Source organism: Lactococcus sp. NH2-7C (assembly GCF_029953655.1).
Taxonomy (GTDB): Bacteria; Bacillota; Bacilli; order Lactobacillales; family Streptococcaceae; genus Lactococcus; species Lactococcus lactis.
Map to the genome: position 1 here is coordinate 1994602 of NZ_CP124538.1, position 26231 is coordinate 2020832.

Sequence of the window (26231 nt, forward strand, 5' to 3'; positions counted from 1 at the left end):
TCTTATCCCACATAAAGGTAAACAGAGAAGAACATGAGAATTGCAGCGAGTAAAACAAAGAGGTGCCACACCACATGAGCAAAAGGAAATTTAAAGTGGTAGATGAGTGCACCAACAGAATAAACAACACCACCAGCGACTAAAAGCCAGAAACCTATAGGATTTAATGTGTTCCATAAAGGATAAATAACGATTAAAATCATCCAACCAAGAACGACATATAAAACGGTTGATAATTTAGGTGTTTTACCCCATTTTGGTAAATAGATTGAAGTTAAAACAATCCCCAAAATGGAACAAATCCAAATGACTGCTAGGACAATCCAACCTAACCAATTATTTAAAGCAACTAAACAGTAAGGCGTATAAGTTCCAGCAATCAGAAAGAAAATTCCGTTGTGGTCAAAAACTCGAAAGACTTTGACTGCTTTAGTAAAATGTAAACTGTGTGCTAAAGTTGAACATAAAAAAAGAATGACTAACGAAGCTCCATAGATTGTAAAAGCAACAACTTCAAGTGCAGAACCAGATGCGGCTCCTTTAATGACAAGAAGAACTAGTGCTGCAATTGCTAGGCCAGTGCCCGCGCCATGAGTAACTGCATTGAAAATCTCATTGAGAATCTGATAGGTTTTTGAACCTTGTGTTTCTTCCATTTGTTCTCTCCAATTTATTGATTTATTCAGCTTTTGAGCAATTTTTAATTTGTTTTTGGAATCAAAAAAATAATATTATCAACCTTTTTTGCTCTTTCCAACTGAAAATTTGTTATAATATATGATAGCACAAATTGTATAGAAAAGGAATTGGACTGCCGACTTTCTCTTATGAGAAAAATGGGAGTTCAGATAGTAAATATGCCAATAAAAATTGTGACAGATTCATCCATTACGATTGAGCCAGGAATTGCTCGTGAACTTGACATTACTATTGTTCCGTTATCAGTAACGATCGATGGAACAATGTATTCAGACGACGACTTGAAGTTTGAAGATTTCATGGTCAAGATGGCTGCATCAAAAAACTTGCCTAAAACAAGTCAGCCACCAGTTGGTGTTTTTGCCGAGGTTTATGAAAAAATTGCTGCTGAGGATGATGAGATTATCTCTATTCATTTAACAGAAGCATTGTCAGGAACAGTAGAAGCAGCACGCCAAGGGGGAATGCTTTCAGGTCGTAACGTAACGGTCATTGATAGTGACTTTACTGACCAAGCACAAAAATTCCAAGTGGTTGAAGCAGCGCGCCTAGCAAAAGCAGGAGCATCTAAAGAAGAAATTTTAGAAAAAATTAAATATATTCGAGAAAATACAGAGCTTTTTATCGGATTTTCAACATTAGAAAATTTGGTTAAAGGTGGTCGTGTCAGTCGAATGACAGGACTATTTGGAAGTCTTTTACAAGTTCGCGTCATTGGAACTTTGAAAGACCGTGAATTGAATACTCTTTTACGAGGACGTGGAAGTAAAACTTTTTATAAATGGCTTGAAGAACTTTCAGATTCTATTAGTAGTTCTGGACGTAAAATCCGTGAAATTGGAATTTCTCATGCTCAAGGTTTAGAATTTTCACAAAAAGCGAAAGAAGTTTTGCAAAAATTTGTTGAAAAACCTATTTCAATTTTAGATACCAATACGACAATTGCCACACACACAGGTCCTGGGGCTTGGGCAATTATGATTGATTATGAATGATAAATCTAAAAATATGATGAAAAATTTTATACGTACATTTGCCGGCTTGTTGCTGGCAATTTTGCTAATTTTAGGCTTCTTTTTGCTCATTTTTCCAAAGGCAGGGGACCGATTTTCAGCTGGCAAAGAAGTTTCAACTCTGTCAGCAAAAAATCTGACTTATGCAGCTTTAGGAGATTCTCTGACAGAAGGAGTTGGAGATGCCACAGGACAAGGTGGTTTTGTCCCTTTATTTGCCAAAGATATTGAGAATAAGACAGATAGCTCTGTCAGCAGTCAAAATTTTGGGAAAGCTGGAGATACAAGTACTCAAATCTATAATCGGATGACAAAAAGTAAAAAAATTACTGATGGCTTAAAAAAAGCTGATATCATTACGATTACCATTGGAGGGAATGATGTTTTAAAAGTTATTCGTGATAATGTTACCAAACTTTCATCAATGACAGAAAAGGATTTTACTAAACCAGAGAAACTTTATCAAGCGCGAGTAAAAAAATTATTAGATAAAATTCGTGAAGACAATCCCAAAGCGCAGATTTATGTCCTCGGAATTTACAATCCTTTTTATCTGAATTTTCCTGACCTCACAGTCATGCAAAATGTGATTGACAGTTGGAATACAGCAACTGCAGGTGTTGTAAGCCAAGAAAATAATACATATTTTATACCAATCAATGACTTACTTTACAAAGGTTCAGGAGATAAACAAGCGGTTGAATCTGGCAGTACATCCGATGCAGTTTCCAATAACTTACTTTATACAGAAGACCATTTCCATCCAAATAACGTAGGTTATCAAATTATGGCTGACGCAGTATTTGCAAGTTATAAGGAGGTCAACCAAAAATGACTAAGCGCTTAAAGAAAAAAGCAAAACCAGTTGTTTTTCTAAGTCTTGTTCTTGGTTGTGCATTAATTTTGTCAGGAGTTCTTGGTTTGGCGGGACATTTAAATGGACAAGAATCGTCTAAAACAAAAAAGAAAAGCCAATTGTCAGAAACTAAAAGGAGTTCAACTTCCTCAAAAAATATGGATAAAAATATTGAGCAGATGACTTTGGAACAAAAAGTTGGACAGTTATTTATGACAGGAATGCCAGCAAATAACTATGATCAGGCAACTTTTGATGCGATTGAAAAGTATCAAGTAGGTAGTATTATTTTGACTGGTCGCTCTAATCTCAGTGTCCCAGAAATGAAAGTTATTACTGACAAACTACAAGGCTTAGCACCGGCTAATCGCAAACTCTTGATATCCTGTGACCAAGAGGGAGGAAATGTTCAAGTTCTTCAGGGGCAGGGATTTTCACAGATTCCTGATGGATTAACTCAAGGAAGTTGGACAGCTGACAAATTACAAAAGGAATCACAAACTTGGGGAAATGAACTTTACGCAGCTGGAGTTAATTTTGACTTAGCACCAGTTGCTGACCAAGTTTTATCTGCCGACTTTGCTCCACAAAATGCTCCAATTGGCTATTGGAGTCGCCAGTATGCTTATGATAAAGCGACAATTGTCAATCACGCTGACGCCTTTACAAAAGGAATGAAGGCAGCCAAGGTTTTGACAACTGCTAAACATTTTCCAGGGCTTGGAGCGGTGACAGGCAATACAGATATCAGTGCAGGTGTTAGAGATGACCGAACGAATTCCAATAGCGAATCTGTTCAAATTTTCAAAGATTTAATCTCTTCTGGGACACCTTCGATTATGACCGCAACCGCTATTTATGATAAAATTGACCCTAACCTTCCCGGTGCTTTTTCATCCAAAATGGTTGATGGTTTACTACGGAAACAATTAGGCTTTGATGGTTTGGTTATTACAGATGATTTATCAAATGCTGTCCAAGTACAGTCATGGACGCCTGGTCAAAGGGCAGTTTTAGCATTGGTAGCAGGAAATGACCTTGTTTTAGCCAATGAGCCTACACAAATTCCAGAAATGATCTCAGAAGTTTTGAAAAAAGCAAAAGCAGACCCAGACTTTGCTAGAAAAATTAGTCAATCAGCCATAAGAGTGATTAAAGTAAAAGAAGAAATGAAACTTGTAGAATAGAGAACCAAAATGGAAAATAACGAAAATCAAACAAGAAAATCAAAAACAAAAAATTCCAATAAGCCAAAAACAAAAAAAGAAGAAGGTCTTAAAAAGCGTCCCATTTGGAAATGGCTGTTTATTATTCTTTTGGCTCTGAATATAGCAGGAATTGTATTTGTCGCGATTCGTGTGACTAGCCCAAGAGACCAAACGGTTCTCAATCAAAAATCAACTGATAGTTCAGACCAAAAAGTTGCTCAAATCAGAAGTACAACTTCGCAGCTCAATGAATTGATTAATAGTTATTTAGAAACTTACCAAACGAAAGAGATGACCTACAAGTTTTATATTTCTAATCAACAAGCAGTTCTTGAAGCATCTTATAAACTTTTTGGAACCAAAATTCCACTTTATATTTATTTTGAACCTTTAGCACTTTCTGATGGCTCGGTTAGTTTGTCTGTCCAAAATATTTCTGCTGGAAGTTTGAGTCTACCTACTTCAGAAGTCCTACAAATCGTTAAAGCATACGACTTGCCAGACTTTGTCCAAGTTGAAAGTAAGAAAAATCAGATTGTCATCAATTTACCTAAAATAAAGCTTGCAAGTAATCTTTATATTAAAGTTAATCAAATTGATTTATCCAAGGGTAATTTTGTCTTTGATTTCATGAAAAAAGCCTGAAAAACGCCATAAAATGGCATTTTGACTTGCAAACTGGGCTAAGATTTGCTAAAATGAAAATTGCCTATGTTTAAGGTAAAAAACAAATGGAGGACATTTCTAAAATGGCTAACAAACAAGATCTTATCGCTGAAGTTGCAGCAAAAACAGGATTGACTAAAAAAGATTCAGAAAAAGCAGTTAACGCTTTTGGTGAAGTAGTAACTGAATTCCTTGCAAAAGGTGAAAAAGTTCAATTGATCGGTTTTGGTACTTTCGAAACTCGCGAACGTGCAGCTCGTGAAGGACGTAACCCACAAACTGGTGAAGCAATCAAAATCGCTGCTACAGTTGTTCCTGCATTCAAAGCTGGTAAAGCATTGAAAGACGCAGTTAAATAATTATAGCTATTAAGCATTAAACACCGTAATTTTACGGTGTTTTTTTCTTATCTGTCATTAAAATAAAAAACATATCCCGGGATATGCTTTTTTAGATTTCCTTTGTAAAAAAAGATTCAGTGATAATTTCCCCTAAATTTTCTTCCTTAAAAATTCCTGTGTCAGAAAAACCGAGTTTCTTGTAAAAGTTAATGGCATTTTCATTGCTACTTAGTACCCACAGGCCAACTTTTGGATAATTCTCTGTTGAAAGTTCTTCTAAGGCGAATTCAAGCATTTTTCGACCTATTTTATGTTTTTTGTAGGAGTCAAGTAAGTATATACCATGAATTTCACCAAAGTTTTCTTCAAAAGAATTATTCCGAAGAGGGCCCCAACCGCAAAAACCAATAATTTTGCCTTCAACAATGGCAACCACTGTATTTGAACAAAGATTATTTTTAAAAATATTAATGCTTGATTCAAGCGTTCTGTTTTTTAAGAAACTTTCTGGGAGAAGTACAGTGTATGTTTCTAACCAGGCTTTATAGTGAACAAAAGCAATTTGCTCATAATCATCTGGAAGTGCTTTTCTTAATATTACTTTCATTGTCAGACCCATAATCTATTTTTTTTAATATTATATCATTTATCAAGAATGATATTCAAAAAAATGAAAAAGCCAAATAGTGATGTTTTCTGCCTTATTTTTTTGTTATACTATTGAATATAAAAAGTCAGAACGAAGAGGATAGGAATATGTTAGCTAAAAAAAACTACCAGTCACCTTTAGGAGAAATAACGCTTTTAAGTGATGAAACTTATTTATTAGGAGTGTGGTTTAAAGAGCAAAAATACTTTGCAGCCAATTATGATTTAAATCAGGTCAAAGAGGATAAGAGTCTTCCAATTATTAATGCTATAGAATGGTTGGATGTTTATTTTGAAGGAGAAAACCCTGATTTTAAAAAAATAAGATTGAAACCAGAAGTAACGGATTTTAGGAAAGAAGTACTCAAAATATTAAGTGATGTCCCCTATGGTAGTCTAATTACTTATAAAGAGATATCAAACCTCCTTCAGGTCAATGAAGAGAAAAAAAGAAATATGTCACAGGCGGTTGGTGGAGCAGTTGGACATAATCCACTTTCAATCATCATTCCTTGTCACCGAGTTGTGGGGACTAATGGTTCCTTGACAGGATATGCTGGTGGACTAGAGAAGAAAAAAGCTCTTTTGGCACTTGAGCAAGCACATTTCAAAAAATAATTGGAGTTTTCATTTGGAAATCACTGACGAAACTTGGACAATCATTAAAAATAATGATAAAAACTTTGATAATAAGTTATGGTATGGCGTAGCAACGACCAAAATATTTTGTCGACCTTCCTGTGTCTCTAGACTACCAAAAAGAGAGAATCTAAGTATTTTTAAAACAGCTGAGGAAGCCATAGCAGAAGGTTATCGTCCTTGCAAAAGATGTCGACCAATGGATAAAGTTGTACCAAATGAGGTTTGGGTAGAAAAGATTGATTTACTTTTAAAAAATCATTATGATGAGGACTTAAGTCTTGAGGAGCTGGGCCAAAGACTTCATGGTTCTTCGTCTTATCTTCGACATATTTATAAAAAAATAAAAGGGCTAACTCCACAGCAAGAACTAACAAGAATAAGACTTGAGCAAGCAAGAATACGATTGCTTAAAGGAAATGAAGCAATCTCTGAAATTGCGCGTGCCGTTGGAATGATGAATACTCCTTATTTTATAAAATCTTTTAAAAAGCGCTATGGACTTGCTCCCAATCAATACCGTAAAGCTTATAATATAAATTCAAAAAAATAGGAGAAAAAACTCTTATTTTTTTATCCCTAAAATTGCTTAATTTATCCCAAACTTTTTGTCAGTACTTTTGATAGATTGAGTTAAAATAGCAATATGAAAATAAAAAATATAAATAAATCCTATGGTAACAATCAAGTTCTAAATGATATCAGTTTTGAATTAAAAGCTGGCGATAAGGTTGCTTTATTAGGAAATAATGGTGCGGGAAAATCAACATTAATGAATATTATTAATGGAAAAGTCAAGGCTTCTTCAGGAAAAATTGAATATGGCAAAATGAAACCGACTTCCAATAATACTGGGTACATCATGCAAAATATGACTTTACCTCCTGATGCTTTAGTCAGTGAAGTTTTAGCATTGTTTTCAAATGATGAAAGATCTAAAGAATATGGCTTAAAACTGGTCAAAGAATTTAAAATGGAATCCTATTTAAAGCAAAGATTTTCAAATTTATCTGGTGGTCAAAAACAAAAACTCTTTTTGGTATCTGCACTACAAAATAGTCCTGAATATTTCTTTTTGGATGAAATTACAACGGGTCTTGACAGTGAGAGCAGAGGAGAGCTTTTTAAATTTTTATCTTCAAATTTGAAAGTGAAAAATTCAACTTTACTTTTGGTAACCCATTATTTAGAAGAAGCTTTGCAATTATGCGACCGATTTATCATTCTTAAAGATGGAAAAATTATTGCAGATTTACAAAAATCAGATTTAATTCAAGAAGAGTTTTCTTTTGTTGAATTTTTAGTAGAAGTTCCAGAATTTGAAGCCTATAAACTAAAAGAAAAACAGTACAAATTACCAAAGGAATTGGCTGAACAAGCCATCATTAAATTCAATAAAGAACTTGTTTTATATCAAAAGACTTACCGTATCAACTTGGAGGAACTATTATCATGAAATTTCTAAAATATTTTACATTTGAACTACGTTTACGCTATAGGAATCCTTCACAAATTTTCTTTGTATTTATCTTTCCTTTATTTTTAATGTTTGCTTTTTCATCAAGTTTTGGAAAAAGCGTACCACATTATATCGAAAATAACATTGCGTCAATATTATTATACAGTGTTCTATCAGCTAGTTTGACTTCACTGTCAGTACAAATTGCTGACTATCAGTCTGGAAAAATTTATCAATTATTTGTCCAAAGAGGAATAAAAAAATTATTTTATATTATTGCACAAATTGTTAGTTTTATGATTATTATCTTTTGCTCAACGCTTGTTATTCTAGTAGTTGCTCATTATGCTTATGGTTATGAGTTTCCTAAGTTGAGTTTATTAATTCTTTTTTATCTAAAACTTTATTTATATTCAATTCCATTTTGTTTATTAGCAATGATTATTGGACTTCTTGCTAAAAACACGGCAACAGCAAGTGCAATTGCTATGCCTCTGATGTTTCTTTCCTTCTTCTTTTCAGGAATGATGATTCCGTTAGCACAACTTTCAGGAGGAATTCGTAAGATTGCTGACAATTTTTTCCTCACTCAGTTACTTTCTGATTTAAACCATACATTAACTTCCAACTATACAGTCGTTCCAAATTGGTCAAGAATATCTTTAAGTGTCGGTTTGATTTGTCTCTTAGCTCTATTAGTTTATCGAAGAAAGGCCTAAATACTTTAGCTTTTGTCAGTTAAATAATTGTTTAAGTAAGTATTTATTTATATAATGAAAAAGTGAAATTAAAAAAACAAATTGATCCTAATATAGAAGAAGCGGAAGTTGTCATTGTTGCTCGAACACAAGAAGAATTTTCGGCTATTGTAAAAGAGTATCATTTAGAAGATTTGTCTTCTATAAATAACGAGAAACTCTATTTGGCAACAAATAAAGGTTTTGAGATTGTTAATATCAGAGAAATTTTATATTTAAAATCAGAAAAAAATTATCTAGATTTCCATATGACGGATGGAGTGATAAGAGTAAGATCTCCTCTCTATTTTTATGAGAGAAAATTGGCTTTGAATTTTATTAAAATATCAAGAAATACTCTGGTTAATTTTGAACAAATAAAGCGTTTGGAAACGGACTTTGTTTACGGAGTATTGCTTTATATTGGAGATGAAAAGTTGCCTGTCAGTCGTAGATACTTGGCAAATATCAACAAGAAGTTAGAAGAAGGAGCTAAAAAATGAAATATGTAATTTCGGGATTAAAAGGTGCCTTCATTGCTATAGTCTGTGGATTCTTGCTTACTTTGTATTTTGGTGGAGAAATTGATTTTGAATCAATGACTCTAATTCTTGTTTATGGTTTTGTTCAGGGGGCCATGTCTAAATTGATAGATGAATATGTCACAATTGCCTTGCTTGAATTTGTTAGTCAAGCTTTAGCAAGTTATTTGCTGGCTTGGGGTTACTTATTAGTTAATACTTGGCTTTTTGATAGCTCGTGGCAACATCATATTTGGAGTTTTACTATTACTTGGTTGCTCATTTTTATTTTGGTATATCTTTATTCAATCGTCAGAAATCGGCAAATTGTCAAAAGATTTAATAGACAGAAATAGCGAATGTCAAAAGTTTTTTATGGTAATTTAATCATCATTCTTATATTTTAGTCAAACTTTTCGGTATTTTTTGTGTTAAAATAAGATTGATTTTTAAATATTAAGGATAAAAAATGATATATTTTGATAATTCTGCTACGACAGCAGTTAATCCAATGGTTTTACGAACTTATACAGATGTTGCAACAAAAATTATGGGAAATCCGTCAAGTCTACATGGTTTGGGGACAACAGCGACGAGATTATTAGAGGCTTCTAGACGACAAATTGCTGAACTGTTGGGAGTCGATTCACAAGAAATATTTTTTACAAGTGGAGGGACTGAAGGAGATAATTGGATTTTAAAGGGTGTTGCTTTTGAAAAGCGTCCTTATGGTAGTCACATCATTGTTTCTAATGTAGAGCATCCAGCTGTAAAAAATACAGCAGAATGGTTAAAAACGCAAGGTTTTGAAGTTGATTTTGCACCTGTTGATGGGGATGGTTTTGTTATTGTTTCTGAGCTTGAAAAATTGATTAGAGATGAAACGATTTTAGTTTCAATCATGGCAGTCAATAATGAGGTCGGAACCATTCAACCGATTGGTGAAATTTCTGACCTACTTGCTGATAAGCCAACAATTTCTTTTCATGTAGATGCAGTACAGGCCATTGGTAAAATTCCATTAGAGGCTTGGTTGACAGAGCGGGTAGATTTCGCGGTTTTATCTGCTCATAAATTTCATGGGCCACGTGGTGTGGGAATTGTTGTTGCAAAAAAAGGGAAAAGATTGACTCCGCTTTTACATGGGGGAGGTCAAGAGCATAATTGGCGTTCGACTACAGAAAATTTAGCTGGAATTGCTGCGACTTCTAAAGCCCTTCGTTTAGCTTTAGATGATGATGACTTTAAACGTCAAAAAGTACGAGCAATGAAGCAGGTGATTTTAGAAGAGTTAGAAAAGCATCGAAAAGTTCATGTTTTTAGTAAAGTGGAGAATTTTGCTCCTAACATTTTGACCTTTGGGATTCGTGGGGTTAGAGGTGAGGTCGTTGTTCACGCTTTTGAACAACATGAAATCTATATTTCGACAACCTCAGCTTGTTCTTCAAAGAAAAATGCGGCGGCTGGAACTTTAGTTGCGATGAATGTCCCTTCAAAATTAGCAACAAGTGCGGTCAGGATTTCTCTTGATTCAACAAATAATATGGCTGAAGTTGAACAATTTTTGACTGTTTTTCGACAAATTTATCAAGAATTAGAAAAAGTAAGTGGTTAAATATTTTATAAAAGTGATTTGAAGATAATTCCAAATCACTTTTCTTATCCAAATCTTAAATTGTTCTTATTAAGTTATCATTAAACTTGAAGTGGTATAACTAGATATGGAAAAAAGAACAAGAGATTATAAAAAAAATGGCTCTAAAAAAATGAGTAAACAAGGGAAAGTACTTATTCTAGCTTTATTAGCATTTCTAATTTTCTTTGTTGGCTTTAAAATATATCATAGTAAAGATGTTCAGGCTTCAACGATTAAATTGGTTAATAAATCAAATGAGACTTATGCTTACTCTGGGTCAAAAAAATTAACGGGTCTTCAAAAAATTAATGGGAATAATTATTATTTTGATTCAACAACAGGTGTGATGAAGACAGGTTTGATGACTTTGGATGGTGGAACGGTTTATTTCAGTCCACAAACGGGGAAAATGGTTTATGGATTACAAAAAATTAATGGTTATTATTACTATTTCACAAAAAAGACGGGTAAAGATGATGTGGTTAAAGCTTATGAAGCGGTGGCCAGTCAATTGAAATCTGATAATTCAGTGATTGAAAAAACAATTTCATCAGGAATGAAACTGGTTGGGAAAAGTCCATATGTTTATGGTGGAGGGCGTACTGATGATTCGGTAGCTGCCAATGAATTTGATTGTTCGAGTTTTATTGCTCAAATGTTCCGGTTAGGCGGTCAATCTTTGGTTTATCAATTTGCGGCTTCAACCTCTTTGCTAGCTCAAACTGGCGAGGCTGAAGATTGGTCAGATAAGGCGCGTGGTGATTTATTAATTACAGCTGACGATGCAAGTGAGGATGAGCAACATGCGGCTATCTATCTTGGCGGAGGATTTATTCTACATGACTCAACAAGTACTGATGGAGTGAGCATTAGTCGTTTAAATCAGGTCATCAATAAGAAAGTTTTAGGAACAATGACTTGGGGGCAACTTTTTGAGCCGGGGCATGTTCGTCGTGAAGTTTAAAATTTACTGACAGAATAAAAAATTTACTGACAAAAATCTGTCAGTAAATTTCTTTTATTATTTAGCGATTTCAGCATGACGTAAATCAAAAATCATGGCTGAGTTATAAGTTGAAATTCCTTTAAGTTTTGGATTTAATAATAAAGAAACAGATTCAGTGGCCAAGGGATTGACATTAGCGGCCTCATATAGTGCATTCTCAGCATCTTTATAGTGAGCATAACGTTTATCAGCTGACAGAACGTCAGGAGCTGTAGTAGCAGCTTGATAAGCTTTATCAAAGTTAGGGTTTTTGACTAATCCATGATTCATTGTACTTCCTGATACAAAATTCATCAAGAAATCAGAGGGTTCATTGTAATCTGCACCCCAACTTGTCAGCAGAATTTGGAAATTATTATTTTGAGCATCTTTTTGACGTTGAGCTGAAGAAACGAGTTTCTCATTAATGGTTAAACCTGGTAGATCTTTTTCGAGATTGCCTTTAAGATAGTCAACCGCTGCCTTGGCAAAGGAATTGTCATTTGCTCCTTCAAGTTCAAGAGTAATTGATGTTTTTCCTAATTCTTTTAAACCTTCTTTAAAAAGTTCAGCGGCTTTTTTGGCATCATATTTATAAGGTTGGGCAGCGTAAGTTACGAAATCTTCTCCATTTGGTGCTTGATCTAATTTTTTAGGAGTCACTGTATTCGTAATTGAAAAACTTGGCGCCGCAATTTCTAACAAGTTTTTTCTATTTGTAGCTAAGTTTAAAGCTTGACGAATTTTTAAGTTTGAAAGTTCGGGAACTTTACCAGATTGATTGTATTCTAAAACATCAATTCTTGGTGAAGTTAGTGCTTTGTAATCTTTATTTTTCTTATTTGCAGAAACTAATTCCGGAGTGGCCAAATTAGCGACATCAAGTTTTCCAGATTTGAAAAGATTAACAGCGGTGTTAGGATTATTTACAATTTGATAAGTTGCTCCAGAAAGTTTTACATTTTTGGCATCATAGAATTGATCATTTTTTACAATTGAAAAAGTTTCATTTGAACCAGTCCAATTATTTTTTCCTTTGACAAATTTGAAAGCGCCATTATAAAGACTAGTGTCTGAACTTGTTCCATATTTATTTCCCATTTTTTTAACGAAAGCTTCATTGACAGGATAATAAGCTGGGAGTGTCAGCAATTTATTGAAGTAAGGAGTAGGTGTTGCTAAAGTGATGACTAATTTCGTATCAGATTCAGCTTTAATTCCAAGAGTATCGACTGGTTTTTTACCAGTCATTATTTCGCTGGCATTAGCAACAGGTGTTAAGGCATATGCGTATTGTGAACCAGTTTTTGGGTCAACGGTTCTTTGCCAACCATAAACAAAATCAGCAGCCCTTAATTTAGCACCGTTGGACCACTTTAAACCATCACGCAAAGTTACATTATAAGTTTTGCCATCTTTTGAAATGTCAATTGATTTTGCCAAATCGTTGACAACTTGTGCTTTGGGATTCCAACGGACAAGTCCAGCATCAACGTTGAGCAATACATCAATGGAATTGACGTCAGCTGCCATGCTGGTGTCAAGAGTTAAAATATTGCTTGCAAAGCTGTATTTGGCTTCTTGAGCGGAATCTTCAGATTTACTGACAGAATTTCCACAGGCTGTCAGTAAAAGGGCAGCAGAAAGTGAAATTGCAGAGAAAGCAAAAATTTTTGATTTATTCATGAAATTGTTTTTTTCCTTATTAAAATTTTCCAAGAGCAAAGCGCTCCCAAAATAACTTTACCCTAAAATAGTGAAATATAAAAATATGTTGTTTGGATTTTAGATAAAAAATACTGACAGGAAAATCAGAAAATTTTGTCAACCTTTTTAGCTGATTTATCTTCTCAAATTTCTGTCAGTAACTTTTTTACTTTCTGTCAGTGAAAATTATTTATTTTTCAGACTCAAAATCATAAAGAGCCGTTGATAAGTAGCGTTCTCCATTATCAGGAGCAATCGCTAACACTTTTTTACCCTTACCTAATTTTTTAGCTACTTCAAGGGCAGCATAAATGGCTGCGCCCGAAGAAATTCCAACTAAAAATCCTTCTTTTCCTCCAAGATGACGAGCCGTTAAAATGGCATCATCTCCTTTGACCCGAATGATTTCATCATAAGATTTAGTGTCAAGATTCCCAGGAATAAAACCAGCAGAAATACCTTGGATTTTATGTGGGCCAGCAGCCTCACCCGAGAGAATAGCAGATTCATCAGCTTCGACAACATAAGTTTTGATAGTTGGATTTGCTTTTTTGAGGGCATGCGAAACTCCTGTTATCGTTCCACCAGTCCCTGCACCTGCCACAAAGGCATCAAGTCCAGTTGGCCCAAAAGCATCAATAATCTCAGCTCCTGTTGTTTTTTCATGAATTTCAGGATTTGCGGGATTTTCAAATTGCATGGCAAGAAAATAACCTTCTGTTTCTGAGAGTTCTTTTGCCTTAGAAATTGCTTCTTTCATTCCACCACTAGCGGGTGTTAAAACTAATTGAGCCCCGTAAGCTTGAATCAATTTGCGACGTTCAAGTGAGAATGACTCTGGCATGACAATGACAACTTTGTAACCCAAAGCAGAGCCAACGAAGGCGAGTCCAATTCCTGTATTTCCAGAAGTCGGTTCAACGATTGTTCCACCAGGTTTTAGACGTCCGTCGGCCTCAGCCGCCCTAATCATTGCAAGGGCAATCCGATCTTTCACAGAACCACCAGGATTGAAAGCTTCAAGTTTGACATAAACATCAGCACTATCTGCTGGAACGTGTTGAAGTTTAACAATTGGAGTTTGTCCGATTAATTCAGTAATGTTATCATAAATTTTAGTCATTTTTTCGCTCCTTTTACTCCATTATAGCTTAAATAAAAAAATTTGCCTCCTAATATTATAATCATGGTTCTAAAAAAAATTTATGATGTGAACTTAAAAAAAATAACAAAGAAAAGACTTTACAAATCGCCAGAAAATTTTTATACTAGTAAGTAACAATAAAAATACAATTGGCATGTTTTAGTCAAAAATTATCTAATATTAAAAGAGGAGACTCGATGAAACAGAAACATAAATTAGCGCTTGGTGCGTCAATTGTTGCTTTGGCAAGTCTGGGTGGGATTAAAGCGCAAGCTGCATCCGTTCAAGAAATTATTAACGCTGCGGTACCAGTGGCAAATGACTACGGACTTTATCCATCAGTAATGATTGCCCAAGGAATTTTAGAATCAAGTGGTGGCCAAAGTGCCTTAGCAAGCAATTATAATAACATTTTTGGAGTTAAATACACTTCTGGCACACCTGTTTATCTGCCAACACAAGAGTATTTGAATGGAACAATGACGAATGTTGTTGAACCCTTCCAAGCTTATAGCTCAGTTTATGACGCATGTGTTGCCCAAGCTAAAATGTTACGTTCTTCATCATATTATTCTGGTGCTTGGCGTGAAAATACAAGCTCTTACTTGGATGCAACAGCTTGGCTTGAAGGACGCTATGCCACAGATCCAACTTATGCCTCTAAATTGAATAGTGTGATTTCTGAACTTGGTTTAAGTGTTTATGACCGAGGAGGAGAAGTGTCGGGAGGAACTGCTGTTACAACCAGCTCATCAGCCTCAACAAATTCAGCTGGCACATACAAAGTACAAGAGGGAGATTCATTATCAGCAATCGCTGCCCAATATGGTACAACTGTTGATGCACTTGTGTCAGCAAATAGTTTAGAAAATGCGAACGATATCCATGTAGGAGAAGTTTTGCAAGTTGCTGGCGCTAGCACAACTACAACAAATACAAATACGACTTCCAATGTATCGTCAAGTTCTACCTATACCGTCAAATCCGGAGATAGTTTATATTCGATTGCGGAACAATATGGAATGACTGTTTCATCATTGATGTCAGCTAATGGAATTTATGATGTTAATTCAATGCTTCAAGTAGGACAAGTATTGCAAGTAACTGTAAGTAGTAGTGCAGCAACTTCAAGCACAACGACTTCAAACAGTTATACAATTCAAAATGGAGATAGTATTTATTCAATTGCCACAGCAAATGGTATGACAGCTGACCAATTAGCAGCCCTCAATGGATTTGGAATTAATGACATGATTCATCCAGGACAAACAATTAGAATTTAAATAAAAAAGTTACTGACAATAGAATCAGTAACTTTTTTTATTGGAAAAAAGGATTATTTTGTTTTTCAGTACCAATACTTGTTTTTGAACCATGACCAGGAAAGACTTGAGTATTTTCATCAAGTGTGAAGAGCTGCTCACGAATTGATTTTAAAAGTTGCGCATGATTGCCAGTAGGTAAATCCCAGCGTCCTATTGCATTCTTAAAAAGTGCATCTCCACTGAATGCAAAAGACTCAGTTTCCAATGTAAAAAGCAGACTTACTCCACCAATAGAATGTCCCGGCGTTTCGAGTACTTGAAACTTGAAAGAGTCGATATCGTAAAGCTGATTAATTTCATAAAAATAATCAGCTTCAGGGCCAGTCACAGCAGTTCCTAGGAAAAAGAGTGATGCATTTAATTTAGGATTTTTCATCCATTCTTTTTCAGCTGAATGAAGATAGATAGGAACATCAGGGAAATGTTTCCTTAGTTCATTCAGCCCCATAATGTGATCGAAATGAGCGTGTGTCAGTAAAATTGCACTGATCTTTTTGTCAGTCATTTTAAGACGTTCAAGAAGTTCTGACGAGTCACTTCCAGGATCAATAATGAGATGAGAAGTAGAATTGCTCAGGAGATATGTATTCTCCTGAGCAATTTTATTAACAATTTTTTCAATTTTCATTTAGCCACCATTAGCAGAAGATTGACTTATTGTTTGACCTGAGCTATTTGTTTTTACAATAGCAGTTCCTTCTTGACTAACACCCTCAGGCATAGTCCATGCTGCAACAGAAGAAGGGTCAGGATTAAGTTGGGTCATCATTGCTGAGAAGACTTTAGTAGCAATCCGAGTACTTGTACCATAAATTGGCGTCATACGATTTGAATAACCAGTCCAAACAGCCATTGAGTACTGAGGAGTATAGCCAACAAAGTTTTCATCAGGAGAAACCATTGAGCCAGCGAAACCTGGAACAGAACCATATTTTTCATTTATTTTAGTCATTTCATCATCAGTATAGTTAGATGTTCCGGTTTTACCCGCAGCAGCTAAGCCAGGAACAGCAGCATATGAACCTACAGATTGGGAAAGTGGTAAAGTTAAAACACTTTGAAGAATATTGGTCATGATATAGGCTGTTGAAGCTTGCATTGCTCGTGAACGAGCTGGTTTGTACTCAACTGTTCGACCGTCAGGAAAAACAACTTTAGAAACATAATAAGGTTTAGTGTAAATCCCACCATTTGAGAAGGCGGCATAAGCAGCGGCCATTTGTTCGGAACTTGCTCCACCGTTTTTCGTGCTAGTATTACTAGAAATAGCATTAGAATATTGCATAGGATCCAAATTAATCCCTAAACCGTTAACAAATTTACTAGAATTATCTAGTCCAACATTGATTAAAGTTTTAACAGCTGGGATGTTACGTGAAAGTGCTAAGGCACTTTTGACAGTCATTGAACCAAAATAAGTATTATCCCAGTTTTTTAAAGGGGTTCCATTTGGATAAGTAGTTGGTGAATCAGAAACATAATCATTAGTTGAAGTATAAATATTGTTTTCAAAAGCGGGACCATAATCAACAATTGGTTTCATCGTTGAGCCCCAATCTCGGTCAGTTTGAACCGCTTGGTTAAAGCCAAAGGTGACATTAGTAGGTTGATTACGGCCACCAATTTGCGCAATGACAGCGCCCGTTTTAACATCAGTAACAGTTGAAGCAACTTGCATTGAATCGTCTGGGTACTCTATATAATTACCAGTATTAACGATGTTATAGAGATTTTGCTGTGCGGTTGTATCAAGCGTTGTATAAATCTTAACCCCTTCAGTCAAAATATCATTTCCAGCCAAAGTCTTAGCTTGAGCAATAGCCTGTTTGAGGAAATTATCAGCATAGCTTGGAATTGTTACACTTGATTTTAAAGGTTGAAGTCCATCATCAATCGGTGTCGCCAAAGCTTTCTTTTCTTCTTCGGCTGTAATTTTATCATAACGACGCATCGCACGGATAACCATATCACGGCGCCATTTAGCAGAAGTAGGATTAGTATATGGATTGTAAGTGTTAGGAGCTTGTGGCATTCCGGCAAGGAGGGCAAGTTGAGCGATGGATAAATCCGTTAAGTCTTTACCATAATAAGCTTGAGCTGCAGTTCCCATTCCATAATAACCATTTGCCATATTCACTTTATTAACATAAGCAGTAAAAATTTGTTCCTTGGTCCATTTTTGGTCTAATTTTAGAGCCATCCATGCTTCTTGAACCTTAACACTTAAAGTTTGGTCCGATTCATCAGTTGAGAAGAATGAAAGTTTAATTAATTGCATATCGAGAGTGGATCCACCATTTAGAGAGCCACCTTTTAGGTTGTTAACAAAAGCTCCAGCAATCCGAATAGGGTCAATTCCACGAGTATTAAAAAAACGGTGATCTTCAATAGAGGTAACAGCATTAACTAAGGCGACCGGGATGTTATCTGTTTTAACAAGATTTCTTTGTTCAGCTCCCAAAGTTGCCACAAGATTCTCACTAGAGTCATAGACTTTCGGAGAAGGTTTGGATTCTAATTTATCCAAACTGAGTGTAGGGGCATCTTTAGCGTAATAGATGAAAACTGCACCCCCAGCGGCCAGTGCTAGAATAATTAAAGAAAAGAAGGCAATTAAGAAGAGTTTTACTGCCGTCCACATTTTCGATTTAGCAGATCCACGTTTTGCACGTTTTTTTTGCTTATTTTTCTTAGATTTAGTAGAAATTTTACTGTACCTCACAAAGTTTATTCACAATTTCTAGATATGGAATTCTAGGGATGTGGTTTGTTTCGATTTTATAGCCCTTTTCGCGAATGTAAGAAATCGGAATTGACTTTAAACCGTTTTTTTCGTAATAAAAAGTAATCAAGCGCGAAGAAGGAAGAAGATATGTTTCATTTAGCCTTGCAAAATGCAAGAGAACAAAAGCAATTCCCCCTTGAGATAGGACATTATTCATATGAACAATTTGATGTTCATGGAAATTTTTTAAAGGAAAAACTGTTTTTTGTTGTGTTTCTTTTGCTTCGAAATCAATATAATGCCCTTTATAGACTCCAGAATAGTCAGTAGTTGAGGCTTGCCTGAAATAAGCCTCCGTGATTTTTGCACGACTTCTTTGTGGATAATCTACCTTAACAATTTGTATTGGAGTTGGTTTTTTGTGGATAACCGCAAGCCCATGAGAAAGATAATAATCATTTGTTGCATTAATTTCAGCTTCAAAATTCATTCCTCGCTTACCGAAGGCAACAATCCCTTTAGTTTTTGAGATGCTTTTTTTAGTTACTGACGGCCCTGTCTGTGTTTTTTTCTTAGGAACAGTGCTGTGAGTTCGCAACCTTCCATTAGGATAATTAACCATTCTGTTTTCTACCTTTATAAAATTCTCAGTTAGTTATATAATGTCTATTATAACATAAATTTTACAAGGGGAAAATATTTATGAATTCACTACTAATCATGGGTTATACAAGTTTCGACCTGGGTATTTTCAATGAAAAAGACATAAAGATATCAATAATAAAAAAAACAATTAGAAGAAAATTAATCAATTTTTTGGAGGATGGACTTCGTTGGATTATTTTTACAGGTAACTTAGGATTTGAATATTGGGCATTAGAAGTAGCAAAGGAACTTCAAACAGATTATGAATTTCAGATTGGAACAATTTTTTCCTTTGAAACACATGGGCAAAATTGGAATGAAAATAACCAAGTAAAACTTGCGGCTTTTAAACAAGTAGATTTTGTGAAATATGCTTTTGAAAGTTATGATAGTCCCACTCAATTCCGTCAGTATAATGATTTTTTACTGGAAAATACAGAAGCGGCCTTTGTTTTTTACGATGAAGAAAATGAGACAAAATTAAAATATATGGTTGAAAAAATGAAACAAAGCCCTAATTATGAAGTTTTTTTGCTTGATTTTGAAGATTTACAAGAAACATTTGAGGAGATGAATGAATAATTTCGTAATTTTTGGAATAAAATAATGGGTCAAAACTATAACGTCACTTTTTTTGCCGTATTAATTTTGGTATAATACTTAGCAGATGTAAATTAGTTTTTATCCAATGAGGAGAAAAAATAAGCTTACTGATAATTTTAAAAGGATGGGAAATAGGACTGTGATTGATTTATATTTGTCGCCATCATGTACCAGTTGCCGTAAAGCGCGCGCTTGGTTGCAAAGCCATAAGGTTCCCTTTGTAGAGCACAACATTTTGACACAACCGATGACAACAAACGATTTGCGTCATATCTTGACGAAAACGGAAAATGGAACAGAAGATATTATTTCGACACGGTCAAAAGTTTTTCAAAAATTGGCTGTGGATGTTGATAATTTGACTATTAATGAGCTATTAGATTTGGTAACAGAATTTCCAAACCTATTAAGACGTCCAATTATTACTGACTCAAAGCACCTACAAATAGGTTTTAATGAAGATGAAATTCGTGCATTTTTACCACGTGAGTATCGACGTGCAGAGATGTTAAGTACAATAGATTAAGATTTAAGCAACAAAATTTACTGACAGAATTTCTGTCAGTAAATTTTGTTGCATTTTATAGATTTTTAGCCCGACCAAGGCAGGAGAAACATGAAAGAAAATTATAATTATCCTCTTGATTTAAGTTGGAGTACTACGGAAATGACAGAAGTGCTTTCTTTTTTCAATCAAGTTGAAAAATTTTATGAAAGTAAAGTTGAAAAAGAAGTTTTTCTAGAATCCTATACTGCTTTCAAAAAGATCGTACCCTCAAAAATGCAAGAAAAACAGCTTGGACGTGATTTTGAACTAAGCAGTGGTTACTCACTTTATCATGCAGTCAAGGAGGTAAAAGCCAGTGGAAAACGATTTGTCAGTGCTGACAAGGCTTGAATTAGCAAAAGATTGGGTAAAAGATGCCGGAACTTTCTTAAAAGAAAATATCAGTTCCCCCTTGGAAATTATCGAAAAGACTCGCTATGATGACTTAGTGACAAATTTTGATAAAGCAGTTCAAAAGCAAATAATAGCTAGCATTCTCCATCATTTTCCCGAAGATAAAATTCTAGCTGAAGAAGACGATGAGAAAATAAAGTTCAATTCAGAAATTCCACATTTGTGGGTGTTAGATCCCATCGATGGGACAACAAATTTTATTGTGCAAAAAGATAATTTTGCCGTGATGCTTGCTTATTATGAGTATGGCATTGGAAAATTTGGCCTGATTCTTGATGTAATGAAGGATAAACTCTATTGGTGTGATACCCACAAAGCCTTTTGTAATCAAAAGGAACTTGAACTCAAAAGAAGACCCTTGTCTCAAAGCTTGCTTGGAGTTAACAGCTTTATGTATAGATCCAATAGTGGAGGTTTATTAGATTTAAGCCATCAAACTTTAGGCGTCCGTATCATTGGCAGTGCAGGCATCAGTTATGGTCATCTTTTGGAAGGAAAAATAATTGGCTATTTTAGTAATCTTCAACCTTGGGATTATGCAGCTGGAAGTATCATTGCAGAAAAAATAGGATATGTTACACTGACAATATCTGGTAATCCCCCCCAATTTAACTGCCGGGAGCAAGTGTTTACTGCTCCCTCCTACTTAATTTCTGAAATACAAAAATACATCAAAAATTAAATATGATGAAATATTTCTGAAAAATTGAGGGTGTTTTTATGATATAATCTAAAAATATAAAATAAAAAATAGAGGAAAAATAGGAATTAATAATGGATAAAATAATTGTAAAAGGCGGGCAAACAAGACTTCAAGGTGAAGTTGAAATTGAAGGAGCTAAGAACGCCGTTCTTCCTCTTCTTGCAGCAACATTACTCGCTAGTGAGGGGGAAGTTATACTTACTAATGTCCCTATTTTAAGTGACGTTTTTATGATGAATAATTTAGTTGATCATCTTGGAGCTGCGATCAGTTTTGACCAAGAATCCAAAAAAATTATTGCTAATTCAAATACTGAAATAAAAACAACTGCTCCATATGAGTATGTCAGTAAAATGCGTGCTTCAATCGTTGTCATGGGACCGATTTTAGCTCGTAACGGTCAAGCTCGAGTTTCAATGCCAGGAGGCTGCTCAATAGGTTCTCGTCCAATAGACTTGCATCTACGTGGGTTTGAACAAATGGGGGCTACAATTACTCAAAATGCTGGCTATATTGAAGCTAAAGCGGACAAATTAAAAGGAGCTCATATCTATCTTGATTTTCCATCAGTAGGAGCTACTCAAAATCTTATTCTTGCAGCGACATTAGCCGAAGGAACAACAACACTTGAAAATGCGGCACGTGAACCAGAAATCGTTGACTTAGCAAATCTTTTAAATAAAATGGGAGCAAATGTTAAAGGCGCTGGAACAGATACAGTCATAATTAAAGGTGTGGAAAAAATGCACGGTGCAAAACATTCCGTTGTTCAAGACCGAATTGAAGCAGGAACTTTTATGGTGGCCGCTGCAATGACCCAAGGAGATGTTTTAATTAAGGATGCAATTGCTGAACACAACCGTCCTTTGATCTCAAAACTTAGTGAAATGGGTGTTAACTTTACTCAAGAAGAAACAGGTTTACGAGTGGTTGGTCCTCAAAAACTTAAAGCAACAAGTGTCAAAACTTTGCCACATCCAGGATTCCCTACCGATATGCAATCTCAAATGACAGCTGCTCAGGCTATTGCAGCTGGAGAATCTGTAATGGTAGAAACAGTGTTTGAAAATCGCTTCCAACATTTAGAAGAAATGCGTCGTATGGGATTGGAAGTTGATATCACAAGAAATACAGCTTTAATTCAAGGAAATTCTAATTTGCAAGGAGCAGCAGTAAAATCAACAGATTTAAGAGCGAGTGCTGCCTTAATTCTTTTGGGATTAGTTGCTCAAGGTCAAACAACTGTAAGAAGACTGAGCCATTTAGATCGTGGATATTACAAATTCCATGAAAAATTGAAAAATTTAGGCGCTGATATTGTTCGCGTTAAAGACGAAGACGGAGAAGAATAATGTTTAAGAAAACCATAAAATTTTTAGGACTAAGAGTATCTCTCATTATTTTAGTGATAGTCCTATTAGTTGTTGCCGCCGTTTTAGGACTTATGGTTGGTTATGGTTTTCTAGGTGGAGGAAATCCATCGAACATTTTCAATCATGATTTATGGAAAGAAGTCATGACTAAACTCAGTCCAACAAAATAATAAAATGCTCGATTTTCTAGGAATCGAGCATTTATTTTTACAAAAAATAACATATTATAGGCTCAAAAAGCTAGTATTTCTTGAAATATAGCGGATTTTATGCTATTCTTGAAAGGTATGAATTTCTGAGTTTAGGCTCAAAATAAGGAGAAAAAAATGACTGTAAGTTTTGAAAAAACTAGTGATACTAAAGGTACACTCTCATTTTCAATTGATCAAGAAACAATTAAAACTGGGCTTGATAAAGCCTTTAATAAAGTAAAAGCTAACATTAGCGTTCCTGGTTTCCGTAAAGGGAAAATCAGCCGTCAAATGTTCAATAAAATGTATGGCGAAGAAGCACTTTTTGAGGAAGCTTTAAATGCTGTTCTTCCAACTGCTTATGATGCAGCTGTAAAAGAAGCTGGTATCGAACCAGTTGCACAACCAAAAATTGATGTTTCAAAAATGGAAAAAGGTTCTGACTGGGAATTGACTGCAGAAGTTGTTGTAAAACCAACAGTTTCACTTGGGGACTACAAAGACCTTACAGTTGAAGTAGAAGCAACAAAAGAAGTTACTGACGAAGAAGTTGAAACGCGCTTGACTAACTCTCAAAACAATTTAGCTGAACTTGTAGTAAAAGAAACTGCTGCTGAAAATGGTGATACTGTTGTTATTGACTTCGTTGGTTCAGTTGATGGTGTTGAATTTGAAGGTGGAAAAGGTTCTAACCACAGCCTTGAACTTGGTTCAGGTCAATTCATTCCAGGATTTGAAGAACAACTTGTTGGAACTAAAGCTGGTGAAACTGTAGAAGTTAAAGTTACATTCCCAGAAAACTATCAAGCTGAAGACCTTGCTGGTAAAGAAGCACTCTTTGTTACAACTGTTAATGAAGTAAAAGCAAAAGAATTGCCAGAACTTGATGATGAACTTGCTAAAGATATTGACGAAGAAGTTGAAACTTTGGATGAGCTTAAAGCTAAATTCCGTAAAGAACTTGAAGAATCAAAAGCAGAAGCTTATGATGATGCTGTAGAAACTGCTGCAATCGAAGCTGCTGTTGCCAATGCTGAAATCAAAGAAATTCCAGAAGAAATGATTCACGAAGAAGTTCATCGCGCTATGAACGAATTTCTTGGTGGAATGCAACAACAAGGAATCTCTCCAGAAATGTACTTCCAAATTACTGGAACTTCTGAAGATGATCTTCATAAACAATATGAAGCAGACGCTGACAAACGCGTGCGTACAAACTTGGTAATTGAAGCAATCGCTACTGCTGAAAACTTTACAACTTCAGATGAAGAAGTTAAAGCAGAAATTGAAGATCTTGCTGGTCAATACAACATGCCTGTTGAACAAGTTGAAAAACTTCTTCCAGTTGATATGCTTAAACATGATATTGCAATGAAAAAAGCAGTAGAAGTTATTGCAACAACAGCAAAAGTAAAATAATTATATATAATAATGATAAAAAAATAAGCGTCAGTAACTACTGGTGCTTATTTTTTTATCATTAATTCGAATTTTGAGTGAGATTTAGTTCATGGATTTATCATAATAAGTAAAAAATCAATCTAATTGTGAGTATAAGTTATAAAAAAAATATGTAGTAAAACATGATAACAGCGGGGTTTAACGGATGTAAGCTAAAAAAAACCGTAAAAGGGACAGTTAATTGTTGACAAGTCGGAGTAGGTTTGATAGAATATAATAGTTGTCGCGAGAGACGTGAGTCGAAGAGCGACAAGCTAGACCATTGAAAACTGAATAAAGAAGAATGACTCATGTGATGTCTAAGGACATCAAAAATCTGTCAATCAATAATGAAAGACAAGCCAGTCACTACGGTGACTTAAATACTTTATTTGAGAGTTTGATCCTGGCTCAGGACGAACGCTGGCGGCGTGCCTAATACATGCAAGTTGAGCGCTGAAGGAAGGTACTTGTACCGACTGGATGAGCAGCGAACGGGTGAGTAACGCGTGGGGAATCTGCCTTTGAGCGGGGGACAACATTTGGAAACGAATGCTAATACCGCATAAAAACTTTAAACACAAGTTTTAAGTTTGAAAGATGCAATTGCATCACTCAGAGATGATCCCGCGTTGTATTAGCTAGTTGGTGAGGTAAAGGCTCACCAAGGCGATGATACATAGCCGACCTGAGAGGGTGATCGGCCACATTGGGACTGAGACACGGCCCAAACTCCTACGGGAGGCAGCAGTAGGGAATCTTCGGCAATGGACGAAAGTCTGACCGAGCAACGCCGCGTGAGTGAAGAAGGTTTTCGGATCGTAAAACTCTGTTGGTAGAGAAGAACGTTGGTGAGAGTGGAAAGCTCATCAAGTGACGGTAACTACCCAGAAAGGGACGGCTAACTACGTGCCAGCAGCCGCGGTAATACGTAGGTCCCGAGCGTTGTCCGGATTTATTGGGCGTAAAGCGAGCGCAGGTGGTTTATTAAGTCTGGTGTAAAAGGCAGTGGCTCAACCATTGTATGCATTGGAAACTGGTAGACTTGAGTGCAGGAGAGGAGAGTGGAATTCCATGTGTAGCGGTGAAATGCGTAGATATATGGAGGAACACCGGTGGCGAAAGCGGCTCTCTGGCCTGTAACTGACACTGAGGCTCGAAAGCGTGGGGAGCAAACAGGATTAGATACCCTGGTAGTCCACGCCGTAAACGATGAGTGCTAGATGTAGGGAGCTATAAGTTCTCTGTATCGCAGCTAACGCAATAAGCACTCCGCCTGGGGAGTACGACCGCAAGGTTGAAACTCAAAGGAATTGACGGGGGCCCGCACAAGCGGTGGAGCATGTGGTTTAATTCGAAGCAACGCGAAGAACCTTACCAGGTCTTGACATACTCGTGCTATTCCTAGAGATAGGAAGTTCCTTCGGGACACGGGATACAGGTGGTGCATGGTTGTCGTCAGCTCGTGTCGTGAGATGTTGGGTTAAGTCCCGCAACGAGCGCAACCCCTATTGTTAGTTGCCATCATTAAGTTGGGCACTCTAACGAGACTGCCGGTGATAAACCGGAGGAAGGTGGGGATGACGTCAAATCATCATGCCCCTTATGACCTGGGCTACACACGTGCTACAATGGATGGTACAACGAGTCGCGAGACAGTGATGTTTAGCTAATCTCTTAAAACCATTCTCAGTTCGGATTGTAGGCTGCAACTCGCCTACATGAAGTCGGAATCGCTAGTAATCGCGGATCAGCACGCCGCGGTGAATACGTTCCCGGGCCTTGTACACACCGCCCGTCACACCACGGGAGTTGGGAGTACCCGAAGTAGGTTGCCTAACCGCAAGGAGGGCGCTTCCTAAGGTAAGACCGATGACTGGGGTGAAGTCGTAACAAGGTAGCCGTATCGGAAGGTGCGGCTGGATCACCTCCTTTCTAAGGAATATATACAAAGACGTGAGCATTCAACTTTATTCAGTTTTGAGGGGTTTAGTCATAAACCTAAG

General features: G+C 36.0%; 28 protein-coding genes and 1 rRNA gene. 22 read left to right on the forward strand and 7 right to left on the reverse strand.

Annotated features, from left to right (window positions below):
• Nucleotides 1-2: 2 nt before the first annotated feature.
• Nucleotides 3-656, reverse strand: a complete 654-nt coding sequence (locus tag QJV49_RS10030; protein ID WP_225512664.1) for a hemolysin III family protein — start codon at nt 654-656, stop codon at nt 3-5.
• Nucleotides 657-857: 201 nt separating this feature from the next.
• Between QJV49_RS10030 and QJV49_RS10035 the strand changes: the two genes are divergently transcribed.
• From QJV49_RS10035 to QJV49_RS10055, 5 genes are all read left to right on the forward strand, one after another.
• Nucleotides 858-1694 (forward strand): DegV family protein, encoded by an 837-nt coding sequence (locus QJV49_RS10035; protein ID WP_014570388.1) that lies wholly within the window; start codon nt 858-860, stop codon nt 1692-1694.
• Complete coding sequence (locus QJV49_RS10040) at nt 1687-2547, forward strand: SGNH/GDSL hydrolase family protein (RefSeq protein WP_225512665.1); 861 nt, start codon at nt 1687-1689, stop codon at nt 2545-2547. Before QJV49_RS10035 ends, QJV49_RS10040 begins: the two co-directional genes overlap by 8 nt.
• Entirely contained in the window at nt 2544-3755 is a 1212-nt protein-coding gene (locus tag QJV49_RS10045; protein ID WP_225512666.1) for a glycoside hydrolase family 3 N-terminal domain-containing protein, read from the forward strand. Before QJV49_RS10040 ends, QJV49_RS10045 begins: the two co-directional genes overlap by 4 nt.
• Before the next feature lie 9 nt (nt 3756-3764).
• The gene (locus tag QJV49_RS10050; protein WP_225512667.1) at nt 3765-4421 is read left to right on the forward strand and encodes a YpmS family protein; all 657 of its coding nucleotides are present in this window, start codon (nt 3765-3767) and stop codon (nt 4419-4421) included.
• Between the two features lie 104 nt (nt 4422-4525).
• Nucleotides 4526-4801: an HU family DNA-binding protein gene (locus QJV49_RS10055; protein WP_010905402.1), complete on the forward strand. Its 276-nt coding sequence runs from the start codon at nt 4526-4528 to the stop codon at nt 4799-4801.
• Between the two features lie 91 nt (nt 4802-4892).
• Here the strand turns inward: QJV49_RS10055 and QJV49_RS10060 are convergent, their stop codons facing one another.
• On the reverse strand, nt 4893-5390 hold the full coding sequence (locus tag QJV49_RS10060) for a GNAT family N-acetyltransferase (protein WP_225512668.1): 498 nt from the start codon (nt 5388-5390) through the stop codon (nt 4893-4895).
• A gap of 149 nt (nt 5391-5539) precedes the next feature.
• Here QJV49_RS10060 and QJV49_RS10065 point away from each other — a divergent pair, with 149 nt between their 5' ends.
• From QJV49_RS10065 to QJV49_RS10100, 8 genes are all read left to right on the forward strand, one after another.
• Nucleotides 5540-6049 (forward strand): methylated-DNA--[protein]-cysteine S-methyltransferase, encoded by a 510-nt coding sequence (locus QJV49_RS10065; protein ID WP_225512669.1) that lies wholly within the window; start codon nt 5540-5542, stop codon nt 6047-6049.
• A 13-nt stretch (nt 6050-6062) separates the two neighbouring features.
• Complete coding sequence (locus tag QJV49_RS10070; protein WP_225512670.1) at nt 6063-6623, forward strand: bifunctional transcriptional activator/DNA repair enzyme AdaA; 561 nt, start codon at nt 6063-6065, stop codon at nt 6621-6623.
• A 93-nt stretch (nt 6624-6716) separates the two neighbouring features.
• Nucleotides 6717-7526 (forward strand): ABC transporter ATP-binding protein, encoded by an 810-nt coding sequence (locus tag QJV49_RS10075; RefSeq protein WP_225512671.1) that lies wholly within the window; start codon nt 6717-6719, stop codon nt 7524-7526.
• On the forward strand, nt 7523-8248 hold the full coding sequence (locus QJV49_RS10080; RefSeq protein WP_225512672.1) for an ABC transporter permease: 726 nt from the start codon (nt 7523-7525) through the stop codon (nt 8246-8248). The genes QJV49_RS10075 and QJV49_RS10080 overlap by 4 nt, the downstream gene beginning before the upstream one ends.
• A gap of 62 nt (nt 8249-8310) precedes the next feature.
• On the forward strand, nt 8311-8769 hold the full coding sequence (locus QJV49_RS10085) for a LytTR family DNA-binding domain-containing protein (RefSeq protein WP_225512673.1): 459 nt from the start codon (nt 8311-8313) through the stop codon (nt 8767-8769).
• A complete protein-coding gene (locus QJV49_RS10090) occupies nt 8766-9143 on the forward strand; it encodes a hypothetical protein (RefSeq protein WP_225512674.1) in 378 nt (125 codons plus the stop codon). Before QJV49_RS10085 ends, QJV49_RS10090 begins: the two co-directional genes overlap by 4 nt.
• 113 nt (nt 9144-9256) lie before the next feature.
• Nucleotides 9257-10402: a cysteine desulfurase family protein gene (locus QJV49_RS10095; protein ID WP_225512675.1), complete on the forward strand. Its 1146-nt coding sequence runs from the start codon at nt 9257-9259 to the stop codon at nt 10400-10402.
• Nucleotides 10403-10508: 106 nt separating this feature from the next.
• Nucleotides 10509-11387 carry a C40 family peptidase gene (locus QJV49_RS10100; RefSeq protein WP_012897271.1) on the forward strand — a complete coding sequence of 293 codons (879 nt, stop codon included), beginning with the start codon at nt 10509-10511 and terminating at the stop codon, nt 11385-11387.
• A 57-nt stretch (nt 11388-11444) separates the two neighbouring features.
• Here the strand turns inward: QJV49_RS10100 and QJV49_RS10105 are convergent, their stop codons facing one another.
• Nucleotides 11445-13094 (reverse strand): peptide ABC transporter substrate-binding protein, encoded by a 1650-nt coding sequence (locus tag QJV49_RS10105; protein WP_225512676.1) that lies wholly within the window; start codon nt 13092-13094, stop codon nt 11445-11447.
• 211 nt (nt 13095-13305) lie between these two features.
• Complete coding sequence (gene cysK / locus QJV49_RS10110) at nt 13306-14238, reverse strand: cysteine synthase A (RefSeq protein WP_225512677.1); 933 nt, start codon at nt 14236-14238, stop codon at nt 13306-13308.
• Between the two features lie 218 nt (nt 14239-14456).
• Here cysK and QJV49_RS10115 point away from each other — a divergent pair, with 218 nt between their 5' ends.
• On the forward strand, nt 14457-15542 hold the full coding sequence (locus QJV49_RS10115) for a LysM peptidoglycan-binding domain-containing protein (RefSeq protein WP_225512678.1): 1086 nt from the start codon (nt 14457-14459) through the stop codon (nt 15540-15542).
• A gap of 37 nt (nt 15543-15579) precedes the next feature.
• Here QJV49_RS10115 and QJV49_RS10120 read toward each other — a convergent pair whose 3' ends face one another.
• The 3 genes from QJV49_RS10120 to recU form a co-directional block, all read right to left on the reverse strand.
• Complete coding sequence (locus QJV49_RS10120) at nt 15580-16212, reverse strand: MBL fold metallo-hydrolase (protein ID WP_225512679.1); 633 nt, start codon at nt 16210-16212, stop codon at nt 15580-15582.
• Nucleotides 16213-18225, reverse strand: coding sequence for a transglycosylase domain-containing protein (locus tag QJV49_RS10125; protein WP_225512688.1), 2013 nt, complete (start codon nt 18223-18225; stop codon nt 16213-16215).
• A 67-nt stretch (nt 18226-18292) separates the two neighbouring features.
• Nucleotides 18293-18931 carry a Holliday junction resolvase RecU gene (gene recU, locus QJV49_RS10130; RefSeq protein WP_225512680.1) on the reverse strand — a complete coding sequence of 213 codons (639 nt, stop codon included), beginning with the start codon at nt 18929-18931 and terminating at the stop codon, nt 18293-18295.
• An 80-nt stretch (nt 18932-19011) separates the two neighbouring features.
• On the opposite strand from recU, the gene QJV49_RS10135 reads away from it, so the two are divergent.
• From QJV49_RS10135 to QJV49_RS10170, 8 genes are all read left to right on the forward strand, one after another.
• Nucleotides 19012-19536, forward strand: a complete 525-nt coding sequence (locus tag QJV49_RS10135) for an SLOG family protein (RefSeq protein ID WP_225512681.1) — start codon at nt 19012-19014, stop codon at nt 19534-19536.
• Between the two features lie 160 nt (nt 19537-19696).
• Nucleotides 19697-20083, forward strand: a complete 387-nt coding sequence (spx, locus tag QJV49_RS10140) for a transcriptional regulator Spx (RefSeq protein WP_010905435.1) — start codon at nt 19697-19699, stop codon at nt 20081-20083.
• A 90-nt stretch (nt 20084-20173) separates the two neighbouring features.
• Nucleotides 20174-20455, forward strand: coding sequence for a UPF0223 family protein (locus QJV49_RS10145; protein WP_225512682.1), 282 nt, complete (start codon nt 20174-20176; stop codon nt 20453-20455).
• Nucleotides 20421-21200: an inositol monophosphatase family protein gene (locus QJV49_RS10150; RefSeq protein ID WP_225512683.1), complete on the forward strand. Its 780-nt coding sequence runs from the start codon at nt 20421-20423 to the stop codon at nt 21198-21200. Before QJV49_RS10145 ends, QJV49_RS10150 begins: the two co-directional genes overlap by 35 nt.
• Nucleotides 21201-21292: 92 nt before the next feature.
• Entirely contained in the window at nt 21293-22573 is a 1281-nt protein-coding gene (gene murA / locus QJV49_RS10155) for a UDP-N-acetylglucosamine 1-carboxyvinyltransferase (protein ID WP_225512684.1), read from the forward strand.
• A complete protein-coding gene (locus QJV49_RS10160; protein WP_225512685.1) occupies nt 22573-22764 on the forward strand; it encodes a DNA-directed RNA polymerase subunit beta in 192 nt (63 codons plus the stop codon). Before murA ends, QJV49_RS10160 begins: the two co-directional genes overlap by 1 nt.
• Before the next feature lie 156 nt (nt 22765-22920).
• A complete protein-coding gene (gene tig / locus QJV49_RS10165; protein ID WP_225512686.1) occupies nt 22921-24204 on the forward strand; it encodes a trigger factor in 1284 nt (427 codons plus the stop codon).
• 409 nt (nt 24205-24613) lie between these two features.
• Nucleotides 24614-26160 (forward strand): 16S ribosomal RNA (locus tag QJV49_RS10170).
• Nucleotides 26161-26231 lie beyond the last annotated feature (71 nt).

Excerpts from the sequence above, each read along its gene's own strand:
- QJV49_RS10030 (WP_225512664.1), bottom strand. The coding sequence starts at position 656 with ATGGAAGAAACACAAGGTTCAAAAACCTATCAGATTCTCAATGAGATT.
- QJV49_RS10035 (WP_014570388.1), top strand. The coding sequence starts at position 858 with ATGCCAATAAAAATTGTGACAGATTCATCCATTACGATTGAGCCAGGA.
- QJV49_RS10040 (WP_225512665.1), top strand. The coding sequence starts at position 1,687 with ATGAATGATAAATCTAAAAATATGATGAAAAATTTTATACGTACATTT.
- QJV49_RS10045 (WP_225512666.1), top strand. The coding sequence starts at position 2,544 with ATGACTAAGCGCTTAAAGAAAAAAGCAAAACCAGTTGTTTTTCTAAGT.
- QJV49_RS10050 (WP_225512667.1), top strand. The coding sequence starts at position 3,765 with ATGGAAAATAACGAAAATCAAACAAGAAAATCAAAAACAAAAAATTCC.
- QJV49_RS10055 (WP_010905402.1), top strand. The coding sequence starts at position 4,526 with ATGGCTAACAAACAAGATCTTATCGCTGAAGTTGCAGCAAAAACAGGA.
- QJV49_RS10060 (WP_225512668.1), bottom strand. The coding sequence starts at position 5,390 with ATGAAAGTAATATTAAGAAAAGCACTTCCAGATGATTATGAGCAAATT.
- QJV49_RS10065 (WP_225512669.1), top strand. The coding sequence starts at position 5,540 with ATGTTAGCTAAAAAAAACTACCAGTCACCTTTAGGAGAAATAACGCTT.
- QJV49_RS10075 (WP_225512671.1), top strand. The coding sequence starts at position 6,717 with ATGAAAATAAAAAATATAAATAAATCCTATGGTAACAATCAAGTTCTA.
- QJV49_RS10080 (WP_225512672.1), top strand. The coding sequence starts at position 7,523 with ATGAAATTTCTAAAATATTTTACATTTGAACTACGTTTACGCTATAGG.
- QJV49_RS10090 (WP_225512674.1), top strand. The coding sequence starts at position 8,766 with ATGAAATATGTAATTTCGGGATTAAAAGGTGCCTTCATTGCTATAGTC.
- QJV49_RS10095 (WP_225512675.1), top strand. The coding sequence starts at position 9,257 with ATGATATATTTTGATAATTCTGCTACGACAGCAGTTAATCCAATGGTT.
- QJV49_RS10100 (WP_012897271.1), top strand. The coding sequence starts at position 10,509 with ATGGAAAAAAGAACAAGAGATTATAAAAAAAATGGCTCTAAAAAAATG.
- QJV49_RS10105 (WP_225512676.1), bottom strand. The coding sequence starts at position 13,094 with ATGAATAAATCAAAAATTTTTGCTTTCTCTGCAATTTCACTTTCTGCT.
- cysK (WP_225512677.1), bottom strand. The coding sequence starts at position 14,238 with ATGACTAAAATTTATGATAACATTACTGAATTAATCGGACAAACTCCA.
- QJV49_RS10115 (WP_225512678.1), top strand. The coding sequence starts at position 14,457 with ATGAAACAGAAACATAAATTAGCGCTTGGTGCGTCAATTGTTGCTTTG.
- QJV49_RS10120 (WP_225512679.1), bottom strand. The coding sequence starts at position 16,212 with ATGAAAATTGAAAAAATTGTTAATAAAATTGCTCAGGAGAATACATAT.
- QJV49_RS10125 (WP_225512688.1), bottom strand. The coding sequence starts at position 18,225 with ATGTGGACGGCAGTAAAACTCTTCTTAATTGCCTTCTTTTCTTTAATT.
- recU (WP_225512680.1), bottom strand. The coding sequence starts at position 18,931 with ATGGTTAATTATCCTAATGGAAGGTTGCGAACTCACAGCACTGTTCCT.
- QJV49_RS10135 (WP_225512681.1), top strand. The coding sequence starts at position 19,012 with ATGAATTCACTACTAATCATGGGTTATACAAGTTTCGACCTGGGTATT.
- QJV49_RS10145 (WP_225512682.1), top strand. The coding sequence starts at position 20,174 with ATGAAAGAAAATTATAATTATCCTCTTGATTTAAGTTGGAGTACTACG.
- murA (WP_225512684.1), top strand. The coding sequence starts at position 21,293 with ATGGATAAAATAATTGTAAAAGGCGGGCAAACAAGACTTCAAGGTGAA.
- QJV49_RS10160 (WP_225512685.1), top strand. The coding sequence starts at position 22,573 with ATGTTTAAGAAAACCATAAAATTTTTAGGACTAAGAGTATCTCTCATT.
- tig (WP_225512686.1), top strand. The coding sequence starts at position 22,921 with ATGACTGTAAGTTTTGAAAAAACTAGTGATACTAAAGGTACACTCTCA.